This is a genomic window from Pelistega europaea (assembly GCF_013133775.1).
GTDB classification, from domain to species: domain Bacteria; phylum Pseudomonadota; class Gammaproteobacteria; order Burkholderiales; family Burkholderiaceae_B; genus Taylorella; species Taylorella europaea.
On the sequence record NZ_JABGBO010000008.1, the window covers coordinates 98,297 to 117,087 of the forward strand.

At 42.3% G+C, this 18,791-nt stretch carries 24 protein-coding genes; 20 read left to right on the plus strand and 4 right to left on the minus strand.

From position 1 onward, the window contains the following. Positions 1 to 7: 7 nt before the first annotated feature. The 19 genes from rplE to HKX40_RS08275 all read left to right on the plus strand — a co-directional run bounded on the left by rplE (position 8) and on the right by HKX40_RS08275 (position 11,334). The gene (gene rplE / locus HKX40_RS08185; RefSeq protein WP_171589089.1) at positions 8 to 547 is read left to right on the plus strand and encodes a 50S ribosomal protein L5; all 540 of its coding nucleotides are present in this window, start codon (positions 8 to 10) and stop codon (positions 545 to 547) included. Between the two features lie 11 nt (positions 548 to 558). After that, complete coding sequence (gene rpsN, locus HKX40_RS08190; protein WP_171589090.1) at positions 559 to 864, plus strand: 30S ribosomal protein S14; 306 nt, start codon at positions 559 to 561, stop codon at positions 862 to 864. A gap of 10 nt (positions 865 to 874) precedes the next feature. Beyond that, the gene (gene rpsH / locus HKX40_RS08195) at positions 875 to 1,270 is read left to right on the plus strand and encodes a 30S ribosomal protein S8 (RefSeq protein ID WP_171589091.1); all 396 of its coding nucleotides are present in this window, start codon (positions 875 to 877) and stop codon (positions 1,268 to 1,270) included. Positions 1,271 to 1,287: 17 nt separating this feature from the next. After that, complete coding sequence (gene rplF / locus HKX40_RS08200) at positions 1,288 to 1,821, plus strand: 50S ribosomal protein L6 (RefSeq protein ID WP_171589128.1); 534 nt, start codon at positions 1,288 to 1,290, stop codon at positions 1,819 to 1,821. A gap of 21 nt (positions 1,822 to 1,842) precedes the next feature. Continuing rightward, positions 1,843 to 2,208 (plus strand): 50S ribosomal protein L18, encoded by a 366-nt coding sequence (gene rplR / locus HKX40_RS08205; protein WP_171589092.1) that lies wholly within the window; start codon positions 1,843 to 1,845, stop codon positions 2,206 to 2,208. Between the two features lie 14 nt (positions 2,209 to 2,222). Further along, positions 2,223 to 2,744, plus strand: a complete 522-nt coding sequence (gene rpsE / locus HKX40_RS08210) for a 30S ribosomal protein S5 (protein ID WP_171589093.1) — start codon at positions 2,223 to 2,225, stop codon at positions 2,742 to 2,744. Between the two features lie 4 nt (positions 2,745 to 2,748). Next, positions 2,749 to 2,934 carry a 50S ribosomal protein L30 gene (gene rpmD / locus HKX40_RS08215; protein WP_171589094.1) on the plus strand — a complete coding sequence of 62 codons (186 nt, stop codon included), beginning with the start codon at positions 2,749 to 2,751 and terminating at the stop codon, positions 2,932 to 2,934. 10 nt (positions 2,935 to 2,944) lie between these two features. Beyond that, positions 2,945 to 3,385: a 50S ribosomal protein L15 gene (gene rplO, locus HKX40_RS08220; RefSeq protein WP_171589095.1), complete on the plus strand. Its 441-nt coding sequence runs from the start codon at positions 2,945 to 2,947 to the stop codon at positions 3,383 to 3,385. A 13-nt stretch (positions 3,386 to 3,398) separates the two neighbouring features. Beyond that, positions 3,399 to 4,742 carry a preprotein translocase subunit SecY gene (gene secY / locus HKX40_RS08225; RefSeq protein WP_171589096.1) on the plus strand — a complete coding sequence of 448 codons (1,344 nt, stop codon included), beginning with the start codon at positions 3,399 to 3,401 and terminating at the stop codon, positions 4,740 to 4,742. A 3-nt stretch (positions 4,743 to 4,745) separates the two neighbouring features. Next, the gene (gene infA / locus HKX40_RS08230) at positions 4,746 to 4,964 is read left to right on the plus strand and encodes a translation initiation factor IF-1 (RefSeq protein WP_159991406.1); all 219 of its coding nucleotides are present in this window, start codon (positions 4,746 to 4,748) and stop codon (positions 4,962 to 4,964) included. A 23-nt stretch (positions 4,965 to 4,987) separates the two neighbouring features. After that, positions 4,988 to 5,101: a 50S ribosomal protein L36 gene (gene rpmJ, locus HKX40_RS08235; protein ID WP_081710613.1), complete on the plus strand. Its 114-nt coding sequence runs from the start codon at positions 4,988 to 4,990 to the stop codon at positions 5,099 to 5,101. A gap of 35 nt (positions 5,102 to 5,136) precedes the next feature. After that, positions 5,137 to 5,502 (plus strand): 30S ribosomal protein S13, encoded by a 366-nt coding sequence (gene rpsM, locus HKX40_RS08240; protein ID WP_171589097.1) that lies wholly within the window; start codon positions 5,137 to 5,139, stop codon positions 5,500 to 5,502. Between the two features lie 15 nt (positions 5,503 to 5,517). Beyond that, positions 5,518 to 5,922, plus strand: coding sequence for a 30S ribosomal protein S11 (gene rpsK, locus HKX40_RS08245; protein WP_171589098.1), 405 nt, complete (start codon positions 5,518 to 5,520; stop codon positions 5,920 to 5,922). Between the two features lie 20 nt (positions 5,923 to 5,942). Beyond that, the gene (gene rpsD, locus HKX40_RS08250) at positions 5,943 to 6,566 is read left to right on the plus strand and encodes a 30S ribosomal protein S4 (protein WP_171589099.1); all 624 of its coding nucleotides are present in this window, start codon (positions 5,943 to 5,945) and stop codon (positions 6,564 to 6,566) included. A 209-nt stretch (positions 6,567 to 6,775) separates the two neighbouring features. Next, a complete protein-coding gene (locus HKX40_RS08255; protein WP_171589100.1) occupies positions 6,776 to 7,759 on the plus strand; it encodes a DNA-directed RNA polymerase subunit alpha in 984 nt (327 codons plus the stop codon). Between the two features lie 269 nt (positions 7,760 to 8,028). Continuing rightward, positions 8,029 to 8,415: a 50S ribosomal protein L17 gene (rplQ, locus tag HKX40_RS08260; protein ID WP_171589101.1), complete on the plus strand. Its 387-nt coding sequence runs from the start codon at positions 8,029 to 8,031 to the stop codon at positions 8,413 to 8,415. Between the two features lie 273 nt (positions 8,416 to 8,688). Then, on the plus strand, positions 8,689 to 9,828 hold the full coding sequence (locus tag HKX40_RS08265; protein WP_171589102.1) for a DMT family transporter: 1,140 nt from the start codon (positions 8,689 to 8,691) through the stop codon (positions 9,826 to 9,828). Between the two features lie 202 nt (positions 9,829 to 10,030). Beyond that, a complete protein-coding gene (gene phhA / locus HKX40_RS08270; protein ID WP_171589103.1) occupies positions 10,031 to 10,834 on the plus strand; it encodes a phenylalanine 4-monooxygenase in 804 nt (267 codons plus the stop codon). 149 nt (positions 10,835 to 10,983) lie between these two features. Next, complete coding sequence (locus HKX40_RS08275; RefSeq protein ID WP_171589104.1) at positions 10,984 to 11,334, plus strand: 4a-hydroxytetrahydrobiopterin dehydratase; 351 nt, start codon at positions 10,984 to 10,986, stop codon at positions 11,332 to 11,334. Positions 11,335 to 11,437: 103 nt separating this feature from the next. On the opposite strand, the gene HKX40_RS10745 is transcribed toward HKX40_RS08275, so the two are convergent. The 3 genes from HKX40_RS10745 to cutA all read right to left on the minus strand — a co-directional run bounded on the left by HKX40_RS10745 (position 11,438) and on the right by cutA (position 15,369). Continuing rightward, a complete protein-coding gene (locus HKX40_RS10745) occupies positions 11,438 to 12,169 on the minus strand; it encodes a 2Fe-2S iron-sulfur cluster-binding protein (RefSeq protein ID WP_171589105.1) in 732 nt (243 codons plus the stop codon). A gap of 548 nt (positions 12,170 to 12,717) precedes the next feature. After that, positions 12,718 to 14,844, minus strand: coding sequence for a protein-disulfide reductase DsbD (gene dsbD / locus HKX40_RS08285; protein WP_246233645.1), 2,127 nt, complete (start codon positions 14,842 to 14,844; stop codon positions 12,718 to 12,720). Positions 14,845 to 15,033: 189 nt separating this feature from the next. Next, the gene (gene cutA, locus HKX40_RS08290) at positions 15,034 to 15,369 is read right to left on the minus strand and encodes a divalent-cation tolerance protein CutA (protein ID WP_171589106.1); all 336 of its coding nucleotides are present in this window, start codon (positions 15,367 to 15,369) and stop codon (positions 15,034 to 15,036) included. Positions 15,370 to 15,523: 154 nt separating this feature from the next. Between cutA and lipA the strand changes: the two genes are divergently transcribed. Continuing rightward, entirely contained in the window at positions 15,524 to 16,507 is a 984-nt protein-coding gene (lipA, locus tag HKX40_RS08295; RefSeq protein ID WP_171589107.1) for a lipoyl synthase, read from the plus strand. Between the two features lie 128 nt (positions 16,508 to 16,635). Here lipA and HKX40_RS08300 read toward each other — a convergent pair whose 3' ends face one another. Then, on the minus strand, positions 16,636 to 18,495 hold the full coding sequence (locus HKX40_RS08300; RefSeq protein ID WP_171589108.1) for a YadA-like family protein: 1,860 nt from the start codon (positions 18,493 to 18,495) through the stop codon (positions 16,636 to 16,638). Positions 18,496 to 18,791 lie beyond the last annotated feature (296 nt).

The window sequence follows — 18,791 nt, forward strand, 5'->3', positions numbered from 1 at the left end:
AGACTAAATGGCTCGTTTCCAAGATTTATACAACAACAAAATTGCTGGTGAAATCAAGAAGCAATTCGGTTATAAGAGTGACATGGAAGTGCCTCGTATCGCTAAAGTTACTTTGAATATGGGTGTTTCTGAGGCAGTGGCTGATAAGAAAGTTATTGAGCATGCTGTTTCTGATCTCACTAAGATTGCCGGTCAAAAACCAGTAATTACTAAGACTCGCAAAGCGATTGCGGGTTTCAAAATTCGTGAAAACTATCCTATCGGTTGTATGGTAACTCTACGCGGTCAACGCATGTATGAGTTCCTAGATCGTTTAGTAACTATCGCTTTACCACGTGTACGTGACTTCCGTGGTATTTCTGGTCGTGCTTTTGATGGTCGTGGTAACTACAACGTCGGGGTTAAAGAGCAAATCATTTTCCCTGAAATTGAGTACGACAAGATTGACGCATTGCGTGGTCTAAACATCAGCATCACAACAACTGCTAAGACTGACGAAGAAGCTAAGGCTTTATTGAAAGCTTTTGGTTTCCCGTTTCGTAACTAAGGGGCGATGACGTGGCAAAATTATCACTCATCAATCGTGATATCAAACGCGCTAAATTAGTAGCTAAGTTTGCTGCTAAACGTGCAGCGCTTAATGAGATTATCAACGATCAATCAAAATCAGATGAAGAGCGCTATCAAGCGCGCTTGAAGTTGCAACAATTACCTCGTAACGCAAACCCAACTCGCGTACGTAATCGTTGCGTAATCACTGGCCGTCCTCGTGGCGTTTTCAGCAAATTCGGTCTTACTCGTCACAAACTACGCGAAATGGCTATGCGTGGTGAAGTGCCTGGTATGACTAAGGCAAGCTGGTAGGAGAAGAAATATGAGCATGAGCGATCCAATCGCAGACATGTTGACTCGCATCCGTAACGGTCAACAAGTTGAGAAGGTTTCTGTATCTATGCCATCCTCAAAGCTTAAAGTGGCTATCGCTACTGTGCTGAAAGAAGAAGGCTATATTGAAAACTTCCAAGTAAAAGGTGACAAGGCTAAACCAGAACTTGAGATCGAACTTAAGTACTACAATAACCAACCTGTGATTGAGCGTCTAGAGCGCGTATCACGTCCTGGTTTGCGTATCTATAAAGGTCGTGCAAGCATTCCTCAAGTGATGAACGGTCTTGGTGTGGCAATCGTATCTACTTCACGCGGTGTAATGACTGACCGTAAAGCACGTGCAGTTGGCGTGGGTGGTGAAGTACTTTGCTATGTGGCATAAGGAGAGTTACTATGACTATGTCACGTATTGCTAAGAATCCAGTAGTAGTACCTAGTGGTGTTGAAGTTAAAATCGCTGCTGACAACATCAGCGTAAAAGGCCCATTAGGCGAATTAAACCAAGCTTTAACAGGCGATGTAGCAGTTAAGTTAGAAGATGGCAAAGTTGTTTTTGCTGTAAACAATGACTCTCGTCATGCTAAAGCAATGTCTGGCACTCTACGTGCTCTTGTTAACAACATGGTTGTTGGCGTGAGCAAAGGTTTTGAGCGTCGTTTGACTCTTGTTGGCGTGGGTTACCGTGCTGCAGTTCAAGGCAACGCATTAAAACTAGAGTTAGGCTTCTCACATGATGTAATTCACCAATTACCTCAAGGCGTAAAAGCCGAGTGTCCTAGCCAAACTGAGATTGTTCTCAAAGGTTATGACAAACAAGTAGTTGGTCAAGTAGCGGCTAACATCCGTGGTTATCGTCCACCAGAGCCTTATAAAGGTAAAGGTGTGCGTTATGCTGATGAAACCGTTATCATCAAAGAAGTTAAGAAGAAATAATAGCGCAGACAAGGAATTATCATGGACAAGAAATTATCTCGTTTGCGTCGTGCAGTGGCTACTCGCCGCAAGATTGCCCAATTACGCGTACATCGTTTGGCTGTACACCGTACCAATCTGCACATTTACGCGAACATTATTTCGCCAGAAGGCGACAAAGTGTTGGTGGCTGCGTCTACTCTTGAGCCTGAAGTGCGCAAAGAGTTGGCTGCTAGCAAAACCACTGGTGGCAATGTCGCAGCAGCTACATTAGTAGGTAAGCGCGTTGCTGAAAAAGCTAAAGCAGCTGGTATCGAATCGGTCGCTTTCGATCGTTCGGGTTTCCGTTATCATGGCCGTGTTAAAGCGTTAGCTGAAGCTGCGCGTGAAGCCGGTCTTAAGTTCTAAGGAAGGATTGTCAAATGGCAAAAGCACAAGGCAAACAAGCCGCTGAACAAGAGCGCGATGACGGTTTTCGTGAAAAAATGATCGCGGTTAACCGCGTCAGCAAGACTGTAAAAGGTGGTCGTACCATGAGTTTTGCAGCGTTAACCGTGGTTGGTGATGGCGATGGTCGCATCGGCATGGGTAAAGGTAAAGCACGTGAGGTGCCTGTAGCTGTTCAAAAAGCTATGGAGCAAGCTCGTCGTGGCATGAAGAAAATTGCTTTAAACAACGGTACATTACATCACACTGTTGTTGGTAAGCATGGTGCATCAACTGTACTTATTTCTCCTGCTGCTGAAGGTACTGGTGTGATCGCCGGTGGTCCAATGCGTGCTATTTTTGAAGTAATGGGTGTACGTAATGTTGTAGCCAAGAGCCTAGGTTCTAGCAACCCATACAACTTAGTACGTGCTACTCTTAACGGTTTAAACGCTTGCATGACTCCAGCTGAAGTTGCTGCAAAACGCGGTAAAACTGTTGAAGAAATCCTAGGATAAGATCATGGCACAAAAACAAATTAAAGTAACTTTAGTTCGTTCTGTTATCGGTACTAAAAGCGACCATCGTGCAACTGTACGTGGTTTAGGCTTAGGTAAGGTTAACAGCAGCCGAGTGTTACTCGATACACCTGAAGTGCGCGGAATGATCCGTAAAGTGGATTATCTCGTGTCAGTTTCAGAAGTCTAAAGGAATAAAGATGTCTGAAATGCAACTCAACACTTTATCACCCGCTGCAGGTAGTAAGCATGCCAAACGTCGCGTTGGTCGCGGTATTGGTTCTGGCTTAGGTAAAACTGCAGGTCGTGGTCACAAAGGTCAAAAATCACGTTCAGGCGGCTTTCATAAAGTCGGCTTTGAGGGTGGTCAAATGCCTTTACACCGTCGTTTACCAAAACGCGGTTTCACAACTTTAAATCAACACTTATACGATCAAATTCGTTTGTCTGATTTAGAGCGTTTAACTGCTGAAGAAATTGACGTTCAAGTTCTCAAGCAAGCTGGTGTGGTTGGCCAAGCCGTACGTCACGTTAAGGTCATCAAATCAGGTGAGTTAACTCGCAAAGTCGCTCTTAAGGGCATCACTGCAACAGCAGGTGCTCGTGCTGCTATCGAAGCAGCTGGCGGTTCTCTTGCTTAATTAAGGGGTAAATGTGGCTAAAGCGCAGACAACAAGTCAAGGTGGCGGTAAAAAATACGGCGACTTAAGACAGCGTCTAGTGTTCCTATTGATGGCACTGGTGGTGTATCGTTTGGGTACACATATTCCGGTTCCCGGTATTAATCCGACGGTAATGCAACAGCTATTCTCGTCGCAATCCAGTGGCATCTTGGGCTTTTTTAATATGTTCTCTGGTGGTGCTTTACAACGTTTTTCGGTGTTTGCACTGGGTATTATGCCGTACATTTCTGCATCTATTATTATGCAGTTGATGTCGTCTGTTGTACCTTCTTTAGAGGCTCTTAAAAAAGAGGGTGAATCAGGTCGTCGTAAGATTACCCAATACACCCGCTACGGGACAGTTGTTTTAGCTTTATTGCAGTCATTTGGTATTGCCTCTACATTACAGGCTTATATGGCGTCTTATCCGGGACTTATTTATAGTCCCGGTCCGATGTTCGTATTCACCACAGTGGTATCTCTTGTGACTGGTACGATGTTTGTAATGTGGTTAGGAGAGCAAATTACCGAACGTGGTCTAGGCAATGGTATCTCTATCCTGATTTTTGCAGGTATTGTAGCTGGTCTACCAGCAGCCATGGCTGGCATGTTCGAGTTAGTGAGCCAAAATCAAATTGGTGCTTTTGCAGCGATTGTGATTCTTGCTTTAGTGATTGTTGTGACTGCTTTGGTGGTTTTTGTGGAGCGCGGTCAACGCCGTATCACAGTAAACTATGCGAAGCGTCAAGTTGGTAACAAAATCTATGGTGGTCAAAGTTCTCACTTACCACTCAAGATCAATATGGCAGGTGTTATTCCTCCTATCTTTGCGTCTTCGATTTTGTTATTCCCAGCGACTATCGCTAACTGGTTCTCTAATGCTAACCAAATTCGCTGGTTAAGCGATTTGTCTGCAGCATTGCAACCTGGTCAGCCGCTTTATATTACAGCATTTACAGCCTTAGTCGTGTTCTTCTGCTTTTTCTATACGGCATTGGTTTTCAATAGTCGTGAGACAGCAGACAATTTGAAGAAGAGCGGTGCATTTGTCCCTGGTATTCGTCCAGGCCAACAAACTGCTAAGTATATCGACAAGATTCTTATGCGTTTAACCTTGGTTGGCGCAATTTACATCACTTTGGTGTGTCTGGTTCCAGAATTCTTGCGTATGCAATGGCATAATGTACCTTTCTACTTTGGTGGTACCTCACTACTGATTATCGTAGTGGTGACAATGGACTTCATGGCACAAGTACAGGCTTACATGATGTCTAATCAATATGATTCGTTACTTAAGAAAGCAAATTTCCGCGGTAATCATCTTTTAATGAGGTAAGACATGGCAAAGGACGACGTCATACAAATGCAAGGTGAGGTTATTGAAAACCTCCCAAACGCAACTTTCCGCGTCAAGCTGGAAAATGGACATGTAGTACTAGGACATATTTCTGGTAAGATGCGTATGCACTACATTCGGATTCTGCCCGGTGATAAAGTTACTGTGGAATTAACCCCATATGACCTAAATCGTGCTAGAATCGTATTCCGCTCTAAATAAGTGGAACTATTAGGAGTCTACCAATGAAGGTAATGGCATCGGTTAAAAAGATCTGCCGTAATTGCAAGATCATTAAACGTCACGGGATTGTACGAGTAATTTGTACAGATCCACGTCATAAACAACGTCAAGGTTAATCCTTGCGTTTTAGTAGATATAACGAGGAACAGTCATGGCCCGTATCGCAGGCATTAACATTCCGCCGCATCAGCACGCTGAAATCGGTTTAACAGCAATCTATGGTATTGGACGCACTCGTGCACGCAAAATTTGCGAAGCATCTGGTGTTCCATTTACTAAGAAAGTTAAAGATTTAACAGACGCAGAACTCGAAAAAATTCGTGAACAAGTAGGTTCGTTCACAGTTGAGGGTGATTTGCGACGCGAAGTACAATTATCGATTAAACGCTTAATCGACTTGGGAACCTACCGTGGAATGCGCCATCGTCGTGGTTTACCAGTTCGTGGTCAGCGCACTCGTACGAATGCGCGTACCCGTAAAGGTCCACGTCGTGCAGCGCAATCATTGAAGAAATAATCGGAGTAGCTAACTATGGCGAAAGCTTCTACTAGCGCTAGCGCAGCACGCGCACGCAAAAAAGTAAGAAAAGTAGTGACGGACGGTATTGCACACGTTCACGCTTCTTTTAACAACACAATCATCACAATTACTGACCGTCAAGGCAATGCCTTGTCATGGGCGACGTCGGGTGGAGCGGGCTTTAAAGGCTCACGCAAATCGACGCCTTTTGCAGCTCAGGTTGCAGCCGAGTCAGCGGGACGTGTAGCATTGGAATACGGTATCAAGACACTTGATGTACGTGTAAAAGGTCCAGGCCCTGGCCGTGAATCTTCAATCCGTGCATTGAATGCGCTTGGTATCAAAATCACTAGTATTTCAGATATCACGCCAGTTCCGCACAACGGTTGCCGTCCTCCTAAACGCCGCCGCATCTAATTTTATAGGGAACATACATAATGGCACGATATACTGGTCCAAAATGTAAACTTTCACGTCGTGAAGGTATTGATTTATTTCTAAAGAGCGCTCGTCGTCCTTTAGATTCTAAATGTAAGTTTGAAAGCAAACCTGGTCAGCATGGTCGCACTTCTGGTGCTCGTACTTCTGACTACGGTACTCAATTACGTGAGAAACAAAAGCTCAAACGTATGTACGGTGTATTGGAAAAACAATTCCGTAAATACTTTGCTGAAGCTGAGCGTCGCCGTGGTAACACAGGCGAGACCCTGATTCAATTGCTTGAATCTCGCTTAGATAACGTTGTGTACCGCATGGGTTTTGGTTCAACTCGCGCAGAAGCTCGCCAATTAGTGAGCCATGGTGCTATTGAGCTTAACGGCCATAAAGCTGACATTCCATCTATGCTTGTGAAAGCTGGTGACGTTGTTTCAGTGCGTGAAAAATCAAAAGGTCAAGCACGTATTAAAGAAGCAATGGAACTTGCTACTAGCCTTGGTTTACCACAATGGGTTGAAGTTGATTCAGCCAAATTAGTGGGTACATTCAAGCAAGCTCCAGATCGTGCAGATGTCGCTCGCGATATTAACGAATCAATGATTGTGGAATTGTATTCTCGTTAATCTTGATTCATTCCAAAAACACAGCAGGCCGATGCTTGCTGTGTTTTTGTATAAAGATTTTTTGCCCTTGATAAGATTTTTTTTCTGTCAAGGGTGTTGGTCGTTATGAGAGTTGTATAATGACTGGTGTAGGGGTATAATAGCCCTTTTTTAACTCATCCATCAGCCTTATCGGTGTAACGAGCCGAGGGTATTGAAAAGGAATTGATATGTCACAAGCATTTTTAAAGCCTCGCACTATTAATGTGCTTCCTATTACTGAAAATCGTGCTAAAGTGGTTATGGAGCCATTTGAGCGTGGTTTTGGTCACACACTAGGCAATGCACTTCGCCGTATTCTTCTTTCTTCTATGACTGGCTATGCACCTACAGAAGTGCAAATTGCTGGCGTGGTTCATGAGTATTCTACACTTCCCGGTGTTCAAGAAGATGTAGTAGATATTCTTCTTAACCTTAAAGGTGTTGTATTTAAATTACATGGTCGTGAAGAAGTTACTCTAGTGTTAAATAAATCAGGTGAAGGTCCTGTATTAGCGAGTGATATTGAACTTCCTCACGATGTAGAAATTGTAAATCCTAATCACGTGATTGCCAATTTACAATCCAATGGTAAATTAGAGATGCATATCAAAGTAGAGCAAGGTCGTGGTTATGTTCCTGGTAATGTTCGTGCACTTCGTGAAGACCGTCAACATACCATTGGACGTATTGTTCTTGATGCTTCTTATAGCCCAATCCGTCGTGTGAGCTACGAAGTTGAAAATGCCCGTGTGGAACAACGTACTGACTTGGACAAATTGGTGCTTGAGATTGAAACAAATGGTGTTATTGCTCCTGAAGAAGCAGTTCGTCAAGCAGCTCGTATTTTGATGGATCAAATTTCTGTGTTTGCTGCTCTTGAAGGTGCTTCTGAATCTTATGAGGCTCCTGCCCGTGGTACTCCACAAATTGACCCAGTGTTGCTACGCTCTGTAGATGACCTAGAGCTTACTGTTCGCTCTGCAAACTGCCTTAAAGCAGAAAACGTATACTACATTGGCGATCTTATCCAGAAAACTGAAAATGAGTTGCTTAAGACACCTAACTTGGGTCGTAAGTCACTTAATGAAATTAAAGATGTGCTTGCTGCGCGTGGTTTGTCTCTTGGCATGAAACTAGAGAACTGGCCTCCTATTGGATTAGAACGTCCTTAATAGCAGCTTATGAATAGCCGTTACAATGCAGTGACGGCTACTCATCCAAATGAACGAGATAGTATTCTCGTCGTGTGGTAGTATTGGTTGTTAAGCTGATACGACAAATTTTAAAGATTTACACTAGCCTACTATAATATTGTGGATTAGTATTTGGTTTACCTAGCAATAGGTATTTTTTAATCGGACCGCCACTTTATGTGGATAGAAGAGCCGTTTAACAACGATAAACTCTGGTTTATCATTTTTAGATTCAAAAGGAAATTATCATGCGTCACCGTAATGGTCTTCGTAAATTAAATCGTACTAGCAGCCACCGCTTGGCTATGTTTCGCAACATGTCTGTATCTTTGATTCAACATGAAGCAATCAAAACTACATTGCCAAAGGCTAAAGAATTACGCCGTGTTATCGAGCCCCTCATCACTCTAGCCAAAGAGCCTACTCTTGCTAACAAACGTTTAGCATTTGCTCGTTTGCGTGACCGTGATGCAGTAGTAAAATTATTTGCTGAAATTGGTCCTCGTTACAAAGAGCGTAATGGCGGTTATACTCGCGTACTTAAAATGGGTTTCCGTCAAGGTGATAATGCACCTATGGCTTACATGGAACTTGTGGATCGTCCAGAAGTAACAGAGGAAGCTGCTGCTGAATAATCTTATTAGTCAGTAGTACTACGACCTACTGCAGTGAGCTAACAGGCAATATCGTTGGACATAGTAGGAATCTTCTTGTTTTAGCAAGAAGAGGGTCGATTAGTCAGGTATATAGCATCCGACACGCTTGGGGAATCTCAAGCGTGTTTTTTGTGAGCCATTGGCTAAAAGCATCTTTCATATCTAAAAAAGATGAAACTTCTCATTAGCAAGACTAAACTATGATGTGATGGTCTGATTAAGTTACTAGTACAACAACCTCAGGAAAACGTTATGATAGCGGTTTTATTGGGCATTTTAATGGGTATCTGTGTATCAGTACAGGTCGTGATTAATACCCATTTACGCACGCATATTCAGTCACCCTTGTTGGCCTCATTGATTTCTTTTACCGTTGGAACATCGCTATTATTTTTATTGTTACTGGTGTTAGGAGATGCAGTTATTCCAAGCATGGAACAATGGCAAACAACACCGTGGTGGTTTTGGATAGGGGGATTACTAGGTGCAGGGTGGATTACAATTAATATTTTTGTGTTCCTGCAACTAGGACCTATTCAGACTTCAATTTTTCCCGTGTTGGGGCAAATTGTGATGGGTGTCATTATTGATCATTTTGGCTTATTCAAAACCCCAGAAAAACCGATTTCTCTTTTGCAACTTATCGGTGTATTATGTGTGCTTACAGGGATTATGATTGCTGTTGCATGGCCTTTACTAAAGCAAAAACTCACTAAAAAGGAAGCTGCCCAACCTGTATTAATGCCCACAGAATCTCATCCATCTCCTCAGCAGCAACCAGCCACAACAGATGCATCAGTGATAGGCTGTCGTAAAGCCTCTGATTTATCTTTCCATCAGCCAACAACTTCTACAGTGCCTCAATCTGATGTTGTGAAATCACACCATGCTCCCTCTATACCAACTGCTATGGTGCTTGCTCAGAGTGCTAACCCCTGGACAGCATGGATTTGGCGTTTATTAGCTATTGGTGGTGGTGTGATGATTGCTATGCAGACGGCGATTAACACACAACTTAACATTGCTTTAGGCTCTAAAATCCAAGCGAGTTTTATCTCTTTTTTTGTGGGAGCTGTCTCATTATTTATCGTAGCTTTATTAAAGGATAGGCGTTTTCATAATATTGCTAATGCTTGTGGAAAGAATCGACCCTGGTGGATATGGATGGGTGGGGCTTTAGGGGCTTTTTTTGTTGCTATGAGTGTTGTGCTAGTCCCTATTTTAGGGGTAGGGCAACTACTTGTGTTAGTGTTATTAGGCCAGTTAATGGGTAGTATTTGTATTGAGCAGTTTGGTTTATTAGGATTGCCTCGTAGACCACTGCAAATAGCTCAGCTGACTGGATTATTACTATTAATATTTGGTGTGGTGATTATTCGCCTTTTAGCCTAATCAATAGTTAAAAAGTTGCAACGATGGGGGGAGGTTCAACCAGTCGATGATGCAGATGGGCGCAAACTGTCATAGGGTAAGAATGAAGATGAGGTTCATAACAAAACTAGTGAAAACGCCAATATATAGCTGAACATAATATTGATAAATTATTGGCGTTACTCACTTAATCTCCCTCTCACAAGGAGGGTATATTATAACTATGAACGGAGACAAACACATTTATACGGCTCGTCTACCCGATGAGCAAGGTTTTATTACCTACCCTGTGGAGGAGCACGCTATTTGGCAAGAGTTGATTACTAATCAACAAGCGGTTTTACCTGGCCGTGCTTGCACTGAGTATTTGCAAGGATTGGAGGCATTGCAATTACCCACAACGAAAATCCCCCAGCTCGCTGATATTGACCAAGTCTTGTTGGCAACGACTGGGTGGCGTACGGCTCAAGTCCCTGCCTTAATTTCTTTTGGGCGTTTCTTTGAGTTATTAGCTAACCGCTCTTTCCCTGTTGCGACCTTTATCCGTCGTCGTGAGGATTTTGACTATATCCAAGAACCGGATATTTTTCATGAAATTGCAGGGCATTGCCCTTTGCTGACACATCCTGCCTTTGCAACATTTAATCAGACTTATGGAGAATTGGGTCTCAAGGCGACTAAAGAGGAGAGAGTCTTTCTGGCTAGGCTATATTGGTTCACCATTGAATTTGGTTTGGTAGGTACCTCTGCTGAAAATCGACGCATCTACGGAGGGGGCATTCTCAGCTCTCCCGCAGAGACAATTTATGCACTAGGAGGTGAGCCAGAATATCGCGAGTTTAACATTGCTGATGTATTACGCACCCCCTATCGGATTGATCGCATCCAGCCTATTTATTATGTGCTGGATCATATTGATAGCCTGTTTAAAATAGCTAAAGAGACGGACATCATGAAAGAAGTCCATACTGCTATGGAGAAAGGTTTATTTGAACCACACCCCAGTTTACTAAACGAAAAACAGTAATTGTTCATTTGGCTTTGGTTATAAATCTATCTACCAGCATTCACAAACACCATTTAAGTACCAATGATTATGAAAATATGGACTTAATATTGGAAATATAGATGCAATCCGTTTTATTAAGTCCACATCGTACAATTTTGGAGAAACTTATGACTTCATTAAACCAACAATCTTGCGAGGCTTGCCGTGCTGATGCCCCACGTGTATCCGACGAAGAGCTTGCTGAGCTTATCCGTATGATTCCTGAATGGACAGCCATTGTTGTGGATGGCATTATGCAGCTACAACGCGTATTTAAATTCAAGAATTTTAAACAAGCTATGATGTTTACTAATCAACTTGCCGATTTAGCTGAGGCAGAGGGGCATCATCCTGGGATTCTCACTGAATGGGGTAAAGTTACTGTGACATGGTGGTCTCATAGTATAAAGGGATTGCATCGCAATGACTTTATTATGGCATCCAAGACAGATGAGCTCTGGCAAAACAACCAAAGCTGACACTTGTGTATTTTTTCGCATAATATCTGGCTTATCTCAACAAAAAGCCTAGTGCAGATGAAAAAGCACCCCGTCATAAATAGTGAGGTGCTTTTTTTAACATCTATAAATCTAATATAATCGTTGTCCCTGGTTTACCTCGAGAGACACAAATCATCATACAGTCTTGTTGATTTTTTTCATCATCCATCAGATAGGTATCCTCATGGATAATTTCCCCACTCAACACAGTCGTATAACAGGTTCCACACACTCCATATTCACAAGATGTATTTACATGTAAATGGTGCTCCCGCATCACATCACTAATACTCACCCCTTTAGGAATTGCTAAGGTGATTCCTTTGCGGGCCAAAGTTACATAAAAATCAATATCTTCATGTGCCTGTGGTTGAGAAAAGGGGGCTGTTACTTCAAGAATATCTCCCTCTTGAAACCAAGTCTGGCTGGTGGTGTCTGACACATCTCTTGGCGATGGCCTACTCCCTGTAGATGTATCACTGACCAGTGGCCTATTCCCTGTAGATACATCACTGACTGCATTGCCCTGTGTGGTGCTGCTCAGCATTGTTTGGCTATCACATGCCTTACCATCAGTGACGCTAGTGACCTCTTTATTTTGAGGTAATGCTGCAACTACAATGCGTTGAGCCTTGTCATCAATACTAACAATAGCATAAGGACAAGCAATACCAGCAGGGGTCTTGATATGAATGACAGGATGTTCAGGCAAGGGAGTAAAACGAACAAATGACGGAAGAAATAAGGATAGCTGTTGCTCTGATCCTACCGACTCCACTCGTGCTGCTAACCATCGCAATTGACGTTCTGACATTATATTTCTCGTCCTTAAGTTTAAAAGGCTCTATTTTACTCATTTTACTTAAGTTGCCTTGTGAAATCCTGATGATTTTAGGGGAAATGTCGTAATGTTCATTTTCTTCAACAAAAATCTATCTCTCCAAAAATGCTCATTAAAAAACTTATCGTATCAATTTGGTGAATTCTTTCACTATATTGATTCAACCTCCTGATAAGCCTGCCCTGATTTAAGGCAGAATTTCTTCACATTATTTGAAAGCTAAAATAATAAATACAGCTTAGCAAAGCAATATAACTATATGATTCAAAACCATATTTTCCGATAGTTGGAGGTTTTCATCAATGCGGGCTGTTAAAGTAGAACTACCAGATTTTACATTTTTCAGGAAAGCAGAGAATCTCATTAATGTTGGCACACTTATTGCTAAAGTTGCTTTGAATATCATTAATTTTCCCTCTAACAGGCTAGGCTTTTAATTTATCCCTCCTTTGCTTAGCCTGTCTTTTTTTGTTTTAATACATAAATCATCCTTAAGCCAACACAAGATATAGCAATACTGTTTAATTCCCCAATGCTTTAGATAGGCTTTGGGTAAATTGAGCGGCATTTTGAAAACCAATCACACGATGAACGGGCTGACCAGCATTATTAAAGAAAATAATCCCTGGAGGTCCAAAGAGTTTGAATGCTTTTAGTAACTCTCTATCTTGAGACGTATTCTTGGTCACATCGACCTGTAATAAATGCATTTGTTTCATTAGATTAGCGACATTAGCATCACTAAAAGTGAATTTTTCCATCTCTATGCAGGAAATACACCAGTCTGCATAGAAATCAAGCATAACTGGTTTATCAGTATTGGCGAGAATACTTTGTAGTTCATCCAGTGATTTAATACGGTTAAAGTGGACTAAAGAGGTGCTTTGTTGAGCTTGCAATGGGTGCAAAACACTGCGAGAGCCTAAACCTAGCCCTACACATAATAATACCGCCCAAGCAACAGCTACCCAACCTAGCAATTTGAGGCAAAGTGAACCAAGACGAGGAAACGGCTTATAGCCACTAAAAGTACCTACCACATAGGCAAAACCTAAAGAAATCAATGCCCAGAGCAACATAGGAAGCCAGTCAGGTAGGAGTGGTGCAATCATCCACAGGGCAGCAGCAAATAATAAGAGACCGCAGATTCTTTTTACCATTTCCATCCACATGCCTGCTTTAGGAAGTAAGGCCCCAGAGCCAGTCCCTAGAATAATTAACGAGGCACCTTGCCCCCAGGCAAGTACAAATAGAATAATGGCACCGGTAATGACATTTCCAGTTTGTGAGATAAAGAGTAAGACACCTGCCAGAGGAGCTGCTACGCAAGGGCCGCAAATGAGTGCTGAAAGCATGCCCATCAATAAAGCTCCTCCACTTTGGCCGGCAGGTAGCTTATTCATCAAGGTATTCAGATGAGTCTGAACACTGCTAGGCATTTGGAAATTATAGGCACCAAACATTGCCATTCCGAATAGTACGAGGAATAATGCAAAAATACTCAATACCCAAGGATTTTGAATCCAGTTAGCAAGTGCAGCACCAATAGATGCCGCGATAATCCCTAAAAGAGTGTAAACAACGGAAGTTCCTAATACATAGAAAAGCGTTAATTTGGTGCTAGCAAATTTAGAGGATCGTTGTTGTTGAGTACCCACTACTAATGATAGCAAGATGGGGAGCATTGGTAATACGCAGGGGGTAAATGAGAGAGCCAAGCCGAGTAAAAACGCAATGGCTACCATATGCCATAAACTTGCCCCTTGTAACCATGTCGCAATATCAGTATCTCCAGCATTAAAAAGACTGAATGAGTTATCGGTATTGGCTGCTTCCGTAGCTGTTGTGGCAGCCTCTATGCTAGTGATATTGGTAGCAGTATCGGTGTTCTGAACATTGGTGGACAAGGTATGCCCTGATTTTGTTGCCTCGGCTGCACGTTGAAGCAATACCTCTCCAGCATTTTTTGTTGTCATAGAGGCATTGTTTTGATTTAACGTAATATTGTTTTGTGCAGCATTGTTGGCTGTTAATGAAGGTATTGTATTTTGTGTAGAGTTGATAAGAGTTGTTTGCTCTCCTGTTTGGTCTTCTAATAGTGAAGCCTCGTTATAGGCAATCTCACTGACCCCTGTATTGTCTTTGGGAAGAGTGATTTCATAGGTACCATTAATTGGGGTAATCGGTACATAAAAATACATAGGGGGATAACAAAGTCCAGCATCTGCACAACCTTGTGCAGTGATTTCTAAAGTAAAGGCTGCTGTGTATGCAGTAAGAGGTAATGTAACCGTAATTGGGTGGTGATAGACCTCCATTTCTTTATCGAAAGTAGGGTCGTATTTGACCTCTCCCGTAGGTATTTGAAACTGTGAGGCAGGGATAGGGCTAGCCTGATTGTTATTCCCTATTTGATGAAACTCAAAACGTTCACGATACAAGTAGTAGCCTGGCGTAACGTCAAAATGCAATGCCAGTTGTTTATCGGGTGTGATTTGTGCATTGACTTTAAATGCTTGCTCAGGGTTGAGAAAGTCTTGTGCCTGTGCCAAACGAAGAGGCATTCCTATGAATATGAGCAGGAGCAACAAGGCATAACACCACAGCATAAAACGGTTTTTAGAGGGGGTGGAGAAAACGTTATTCATATTCATTGTTGATGTAAATAATGGAATAGGAGTTATTGTACGGGAAATTATTCAAAGCTAAAACTAGCCTTTATTTAAGAATAGGGATTGAGATATTGCAAACCAACAAGAGTGGAAAATATAGAGACACCTTCTCAAGTCATCGTTAATAATATTGATGAGTGGCAACCATATTATCAAGCAAACACATTAACACTCTGTGGGTAATTGAGTTTGCTGTTCAATCCAAGCGAGGTATTGTGCATCGCCTCCGATGATGGGTAGACAAATAATCTCTGGTAAATCATAAGGGTGTAATTCACGAATTTTATCCATACAAGCTTGAGCCGCTTTTGAGGATGTTTTGATTGTGAGCAATACCTCTTCGCTACCCTCCAGACTATCTTGCCATAGATATAAAGATAATCCTTGATGCCCAATGTGCACGCAGGCTGCAAAATGATCTTCAACCAAGATATGGGCGAGACGTTTGGCAAAAAGTAAATCAGGGGCGGTGGTTTGAATAATCAAGGCACTAGCTTGCATGGTATTCTTTCTGAGTTTTAAAACCTCTATGATAAACGGAAAATAGCTTTTATTTCATTGTTAAAATAGGGAGTTATAAGGTTTTTGTATTCAAATCTTGACAATCAAGGTAAAATATCCCTTTACTTAAAATACACAGAGCCTTTGACGGTTTATGGATACATTAAATACACAGCCAGCTGATAAAGACCTTTCCTATGATGCGACCAAGAAACAGAAGTCATTTGAGAAGACTTCACGCATCCCTATTAAGATTATCCCTGTAGAGAAGCTAAAGAAACCTGAGTGGATTCGCGTTAAGGCAGCGCCTGCTAATTCTAAATATAATGACATCAAACGTATTCTTCGCGAAAACAAGATGGTAACTGTTTGTGAAGAGGCTTCTTGTCCTAATATTGGCGAGTGCTTTGGTGGTGGTACAGCTACTTTTATGATTATGGGAGATAAATGTACTCGTCGTTGCCCGTTCTGTGATGTAGGGCATGGTCGTCCTGATCCATTGGATACTAATGAGCCAGCTAACCTTGCGAAGTCTGTTGCGGCGATGAAGTTACGCTATGTGGTGATTACCTCTGTGGATCGTGATGATTTACGTGATGGTGGGGCGCAACATTATGTTGACTGTATCAATGAAATTCGAGAGCGTTCGCCTAATACCAAAATTGAGGTATTGGTTCCTGATTTTCGTGGTCGCTTAGAAAAAGCGCTAGACATTTTTGCTAAGGGTCTTCCAGATGTATTAAATCATAACCTGGAGACTGTGCCTCGTCTTTACAAACAAGCTCGTCCAGGAGCTGATTATCTGCACTCTTTAAAATTACTCAAAGATTTTAAAGCCATGTATCCTAATATCCCTACCAAATCTGGTTTGATGGTGGGATTAGGTGAAACGGATGAGGAAATTTTGCAGGTTATGCGTGATATGCGAGAGCATGATATTGAGATGTTAACGATTGGACAATACCTACAACCATCCGACCACCATCTCCCTGTATTGCGTTATGTGCATCCAGATACCTTCAAGATGTTTGAGCAAGAGGCTTACAAGATGGGCTTTACGCATGCAGCAGTGGGTGCGATGGTACGCTCTTCTTATCATGCTGATTTGCAGGCACATGGTGCGGGTGTGGAGCAGTAATTCAAACTCCTCAATCGCCTTGATATGATGGAGTGAGGCGCTAATATTTCCTATTTACCGCAATAGTCTTGTGAAATGAGATGACTTTCTCCTCTCTTGTAAGGGAGGAGAAAGTGAGATTTAGGTTTTTAGTATTCGTAACCGAAACCAACCCCAGCCGTTGCATCACCGTTACTACTGATGGCGCCATTGAGTTTAAAGACTGTATTACCTTTTTCGTTGGCATGAGACCAGCCTATTGCTACTGAGGATGCATCACGATAAACACCGGTAGCCATGGCGATTTGAGATTTACCCGCATGCATGACTTGAGGAAGTGAGGCAATAGCAGTAGAGTTAGCACCGATGCTGCGCATTTCTTTACGTATTTTACGGACAGAGTGTTCTATTCTATTCACATTGCTTTGTAAGGTATTCACATTGCTTTGCAATGCACTAAGTTGCTGCATATTAACAGCATCCGTCGTACCAGCTCGCCCTGGGGCAACATTGCTAATACGTTGGTTGTTGGCATTAATGCCTTCTGTTGTCATACTAGGACCATTGTTGACAGAGAATGAATCTGCCGTAAGCTTGGGCGCTAACTTGATGAAATAGGTATGTACGGTCTGACCATTATTGGCAGTACTATCATCTCCTTTCACGATGACATTGGAGTCGCCTTGTGTTACGACGACTGCAGATCCATCACCTCCGCCCCCAGTATTGCGTACGCCATCAATGGCGGCCTTTAATTGTCGTAAGTTGACGGCGTCGGTTGCCTCTGTACCATCAGCCAGATTGATGAGTTGGCGGAGCTTCTGAGGCCCTCTAGTAACGTTGGTAATAGAGCCATATTCGTCTCGCTCATATACAAATGATTGCCCACCTATGGAAACAGCTCCCATTGTCTGGTCTTTTAAATTGACGTTAGAGTAAGGAGCGGGTTTGTCTTGGTCGAACCCTCCTCTATCAGCAACGCTGTATGCCCCAAGTGCTACTCCTGTTGTGACATTGGTTATGGCTTCAGTACCAAGTGCAGTTCCGTACGAGGGTTGTTTATTTTTAATTTCCATGACATATTGGTAACGAAGTGCCGACATAATGGCGTCTACTCTAATGTCACTCGAGTCCGCTAAAGCATCATAGTTAATATAGGATAGATAGTCTTTATATTTTTCTCTAATGTCATTATCAATTTCATTCCATGTGGATTGTTGATCTGGTGTTAACCCAGTTCCATTGTGGTTTCGAGGGAGTCCTTTGCTCTCCAAATAGTCCAACCATACGTCTCCGTTTTGAGTTATTTGGGCATAACCAGGGGAGTATTTTTCCATACCTGGAGCAGTAATGACACTTAGAGCCCCAATGGCCAACCCTCCATATCCTAGTGATGTAGCACCACCGCCAATACCGATAGAACGACCTGTGACTACTGATAGATTGCCCAAGGCTAATCCATTGTCTGATATCGAGTCAGGGCTTCCGGCAACGTTTTGAGTTGATGGATTTATGATGGGTAGTGCATATGCTTCATATCCAAGAGCAATACTAGCCTTGCTGAAAGCATAAGGCTCATATCCTAATGCAATGGAATAGTTCCCAACAGCTTGTGCATACTCACCGATAGCAAAGGCACTATCGCTGCCGGCACTGGCAGGACCAAGGACGACATTGGGTTGGAGTGGACCGATTTTAAATGATGTTGTGTTTCCAGGATACTCTTTCACAAAAATATTGGTTTTATTTAAGTTCCTATCGGAATTACTAATACTCGGTCGTAGAATGGTTTGAGCTTTTTCTTGAACCCATTTACGCTGATTATCGTTTAAGTCCTTGTAGTTATCCAGTGCATAAGCAAATTTTTCTGCGGTGGTTTTGCTATTCCAGTCTGCATCGGTAATAGAGGTGGCATTTGCCATGGAGAAAGTTCCACCCAAGCAGAAAGTAAGATATAAAACTCGAGAAAGGGGTGATTTTTGCCATCTTTGGGTAAGAGTAAGTAACATTTTATTCCTTGTGTGAAACAAATAATACACAATGGTACTCGCGTTTTTTTTTTTTTTCAATGGGTTATGTGCGTTTTGTTGTGTTAATGGGACAGGTATTGCCCTAGAAAATTTGTAAAACACACGCATATGAGGAAAGGAATGTACCTGTCATCGGTAGATATTCCTGCGTATGTATTTGCGGTAATTTATTTGGTGACACCCTAAACTTAGTTGTTTACGGTGGAGATATAAGGAGCAAATAGCAAGACCGTTCTTTCATGTTGAAAGTATCTGAAACCAATACCCTTTTTACC

Excerpts from the sequence above, each read along its gene's own strand:
- rplQ (WP_171589101.1), top strand. The coding sequence starts at position 8,029 with ATGCGTCACCGTAATGGTCTTCGTAAATTAAATCGTACTAGCAGCCAC.
- rpsD (WP_171589099.1), top strand. The coding sequence starts at position 5,943 with ATGGCACGATATACTGGTCCAAAATGTAAACTTTCACGTCGTGAAGGT.
- phhA (WP_171589103.1), top strand. The coding sequence starts at position 10,031 with ATGAACGGAGACAAACACATTTATACGGCTCGTCTACCCGATGAGCAA.
- rpsK (WP_171589098.1), top strand. The coding sequence starts at position 5,518 with ATGGCGAAAGCTTCTACTAGCGCTAGCGCAGCACGCGCACGCAAAAAA.
- HKX40_RS08255 (WP_171589100.1), top strand. The coding sequence starts at position 6,776 with ATGTCACAAGCATTTTTAAAGCCTCGCACTATTAATGTGCTTCCTATT.
- HKX40_RS10745 (WP_171589105.1), bottom strand. The coding sequence starts at position 12,169 with ATGTCAGAACGTCAATTGCGATGGTTAGCAGCACGAGTGGAGTCGGTA.
- HKX40_RS08275 (WP_171589104.1), top strand. The coding sequence starts at position 10,984 with ATGACTTCATTAAACCAACAATCTTGCGAGGCTTGCCGTGCTGATGCC.
- HKX40_RS08300 (WP_171589108.1), bottom strand. The coding sequence starts at position 18,495 with ATGTTACTTACTCTTACCCAAAGATGGCAAAAATCACCCCTTTCTCGA.
- dsbD (WP_246233645.1), bottom strand. The coding sequence starts at position 14,844 with ATGAATAACGTTTTCTCCACCCCCTCTAAAAACCGTTTTATGCTGTGG.
- cutA (WP_171589106.1), bottom strand. The coding sequence starts at position 15,369 with ATGCAAGCTAGTGCCTTGATTATTCAAACCACCGCCCCTGATTTACTT.
- rplE (WP_171589089.1), top strand. The coding sequence starts at position 8 with ATGGCTCGTTTCCAAGATTTATACAACAACAAAATTGCTGGTGAAATC.
- rplO (WP_171589095.1), top strand. The coding sequence starts at position 2,945 with ATGTCTGAAATGCAACTCAACACTTTATCACCCGCTGCAGGTAGTAAG.
- rpsM (WP_171589097.1), top strand. The coding sequence starts at position 5,137 with ATGGCCCGTATCGCAGGCATTAACATTCCGCCGCATCAGCACGCTGAA.
- HKX40_RS08265 (WP_171589102.1), top strand. The coding sequence starts at position 8,689 with ATGATAGCGGTTTTATTGGGCATTTTAATGGGTATCTGTGTATCAGTA.
- lipA (WP_171589107.1), top strand. The coding sequence starts at position 15,524 with ATGGATACATTAAATACACAGCCAGCTGATAAAGACCTTTCCTATGAT.
- rplR (WP_171589092.1), top strand. The coding sequence starts at position 1,843 with ATGGACAAGAAATTATCTCGTTTGCGTCGTGCAGTGGCTACTCGCCGC.
- rpmJ (WP_081710613.1), top strand. The coding sequence starts at position 4,988 with ATGAAGGTAATGGCATCGGTTAAAAAGATCTGCCGTAATTGCAAGATC.
- rpsH (WP_171589091.1), top strand. The coding sequence starts at position 875 with ATGAGCATGAGCGATCCAATCGCAGACATGTTGACTCGCATCCGTAAC.
- rplF (WP_171589128.1), top strand. The coding sequence starts at position 1,288 with ATGTCACGTATTGCTAAGAATCCAGTAGTAGTACCTAGTGGTGTTGAA.
- rpsE (WP_171589093.1), top strand. The coding sequence starts at position 2,223 with ATGGCAAAAGCACAAGGCAAACAAGCCGCTGAACAAGAGCGCGATGAC.
- infA (WP_159991406.1), top strand. The coding sequence starts at position 4,746 with ATGGCAAAGGACGACGTCATACAAATGCAAGGTGAGGTTATTGAAAAC.
- rpmD (WP_171589094.1), top strand. The coding sequence starts at position 2,749 with ATGGCACAAAAACAAATTAAAGTAACTTTAGTTCGTTCTGTTATCGGT.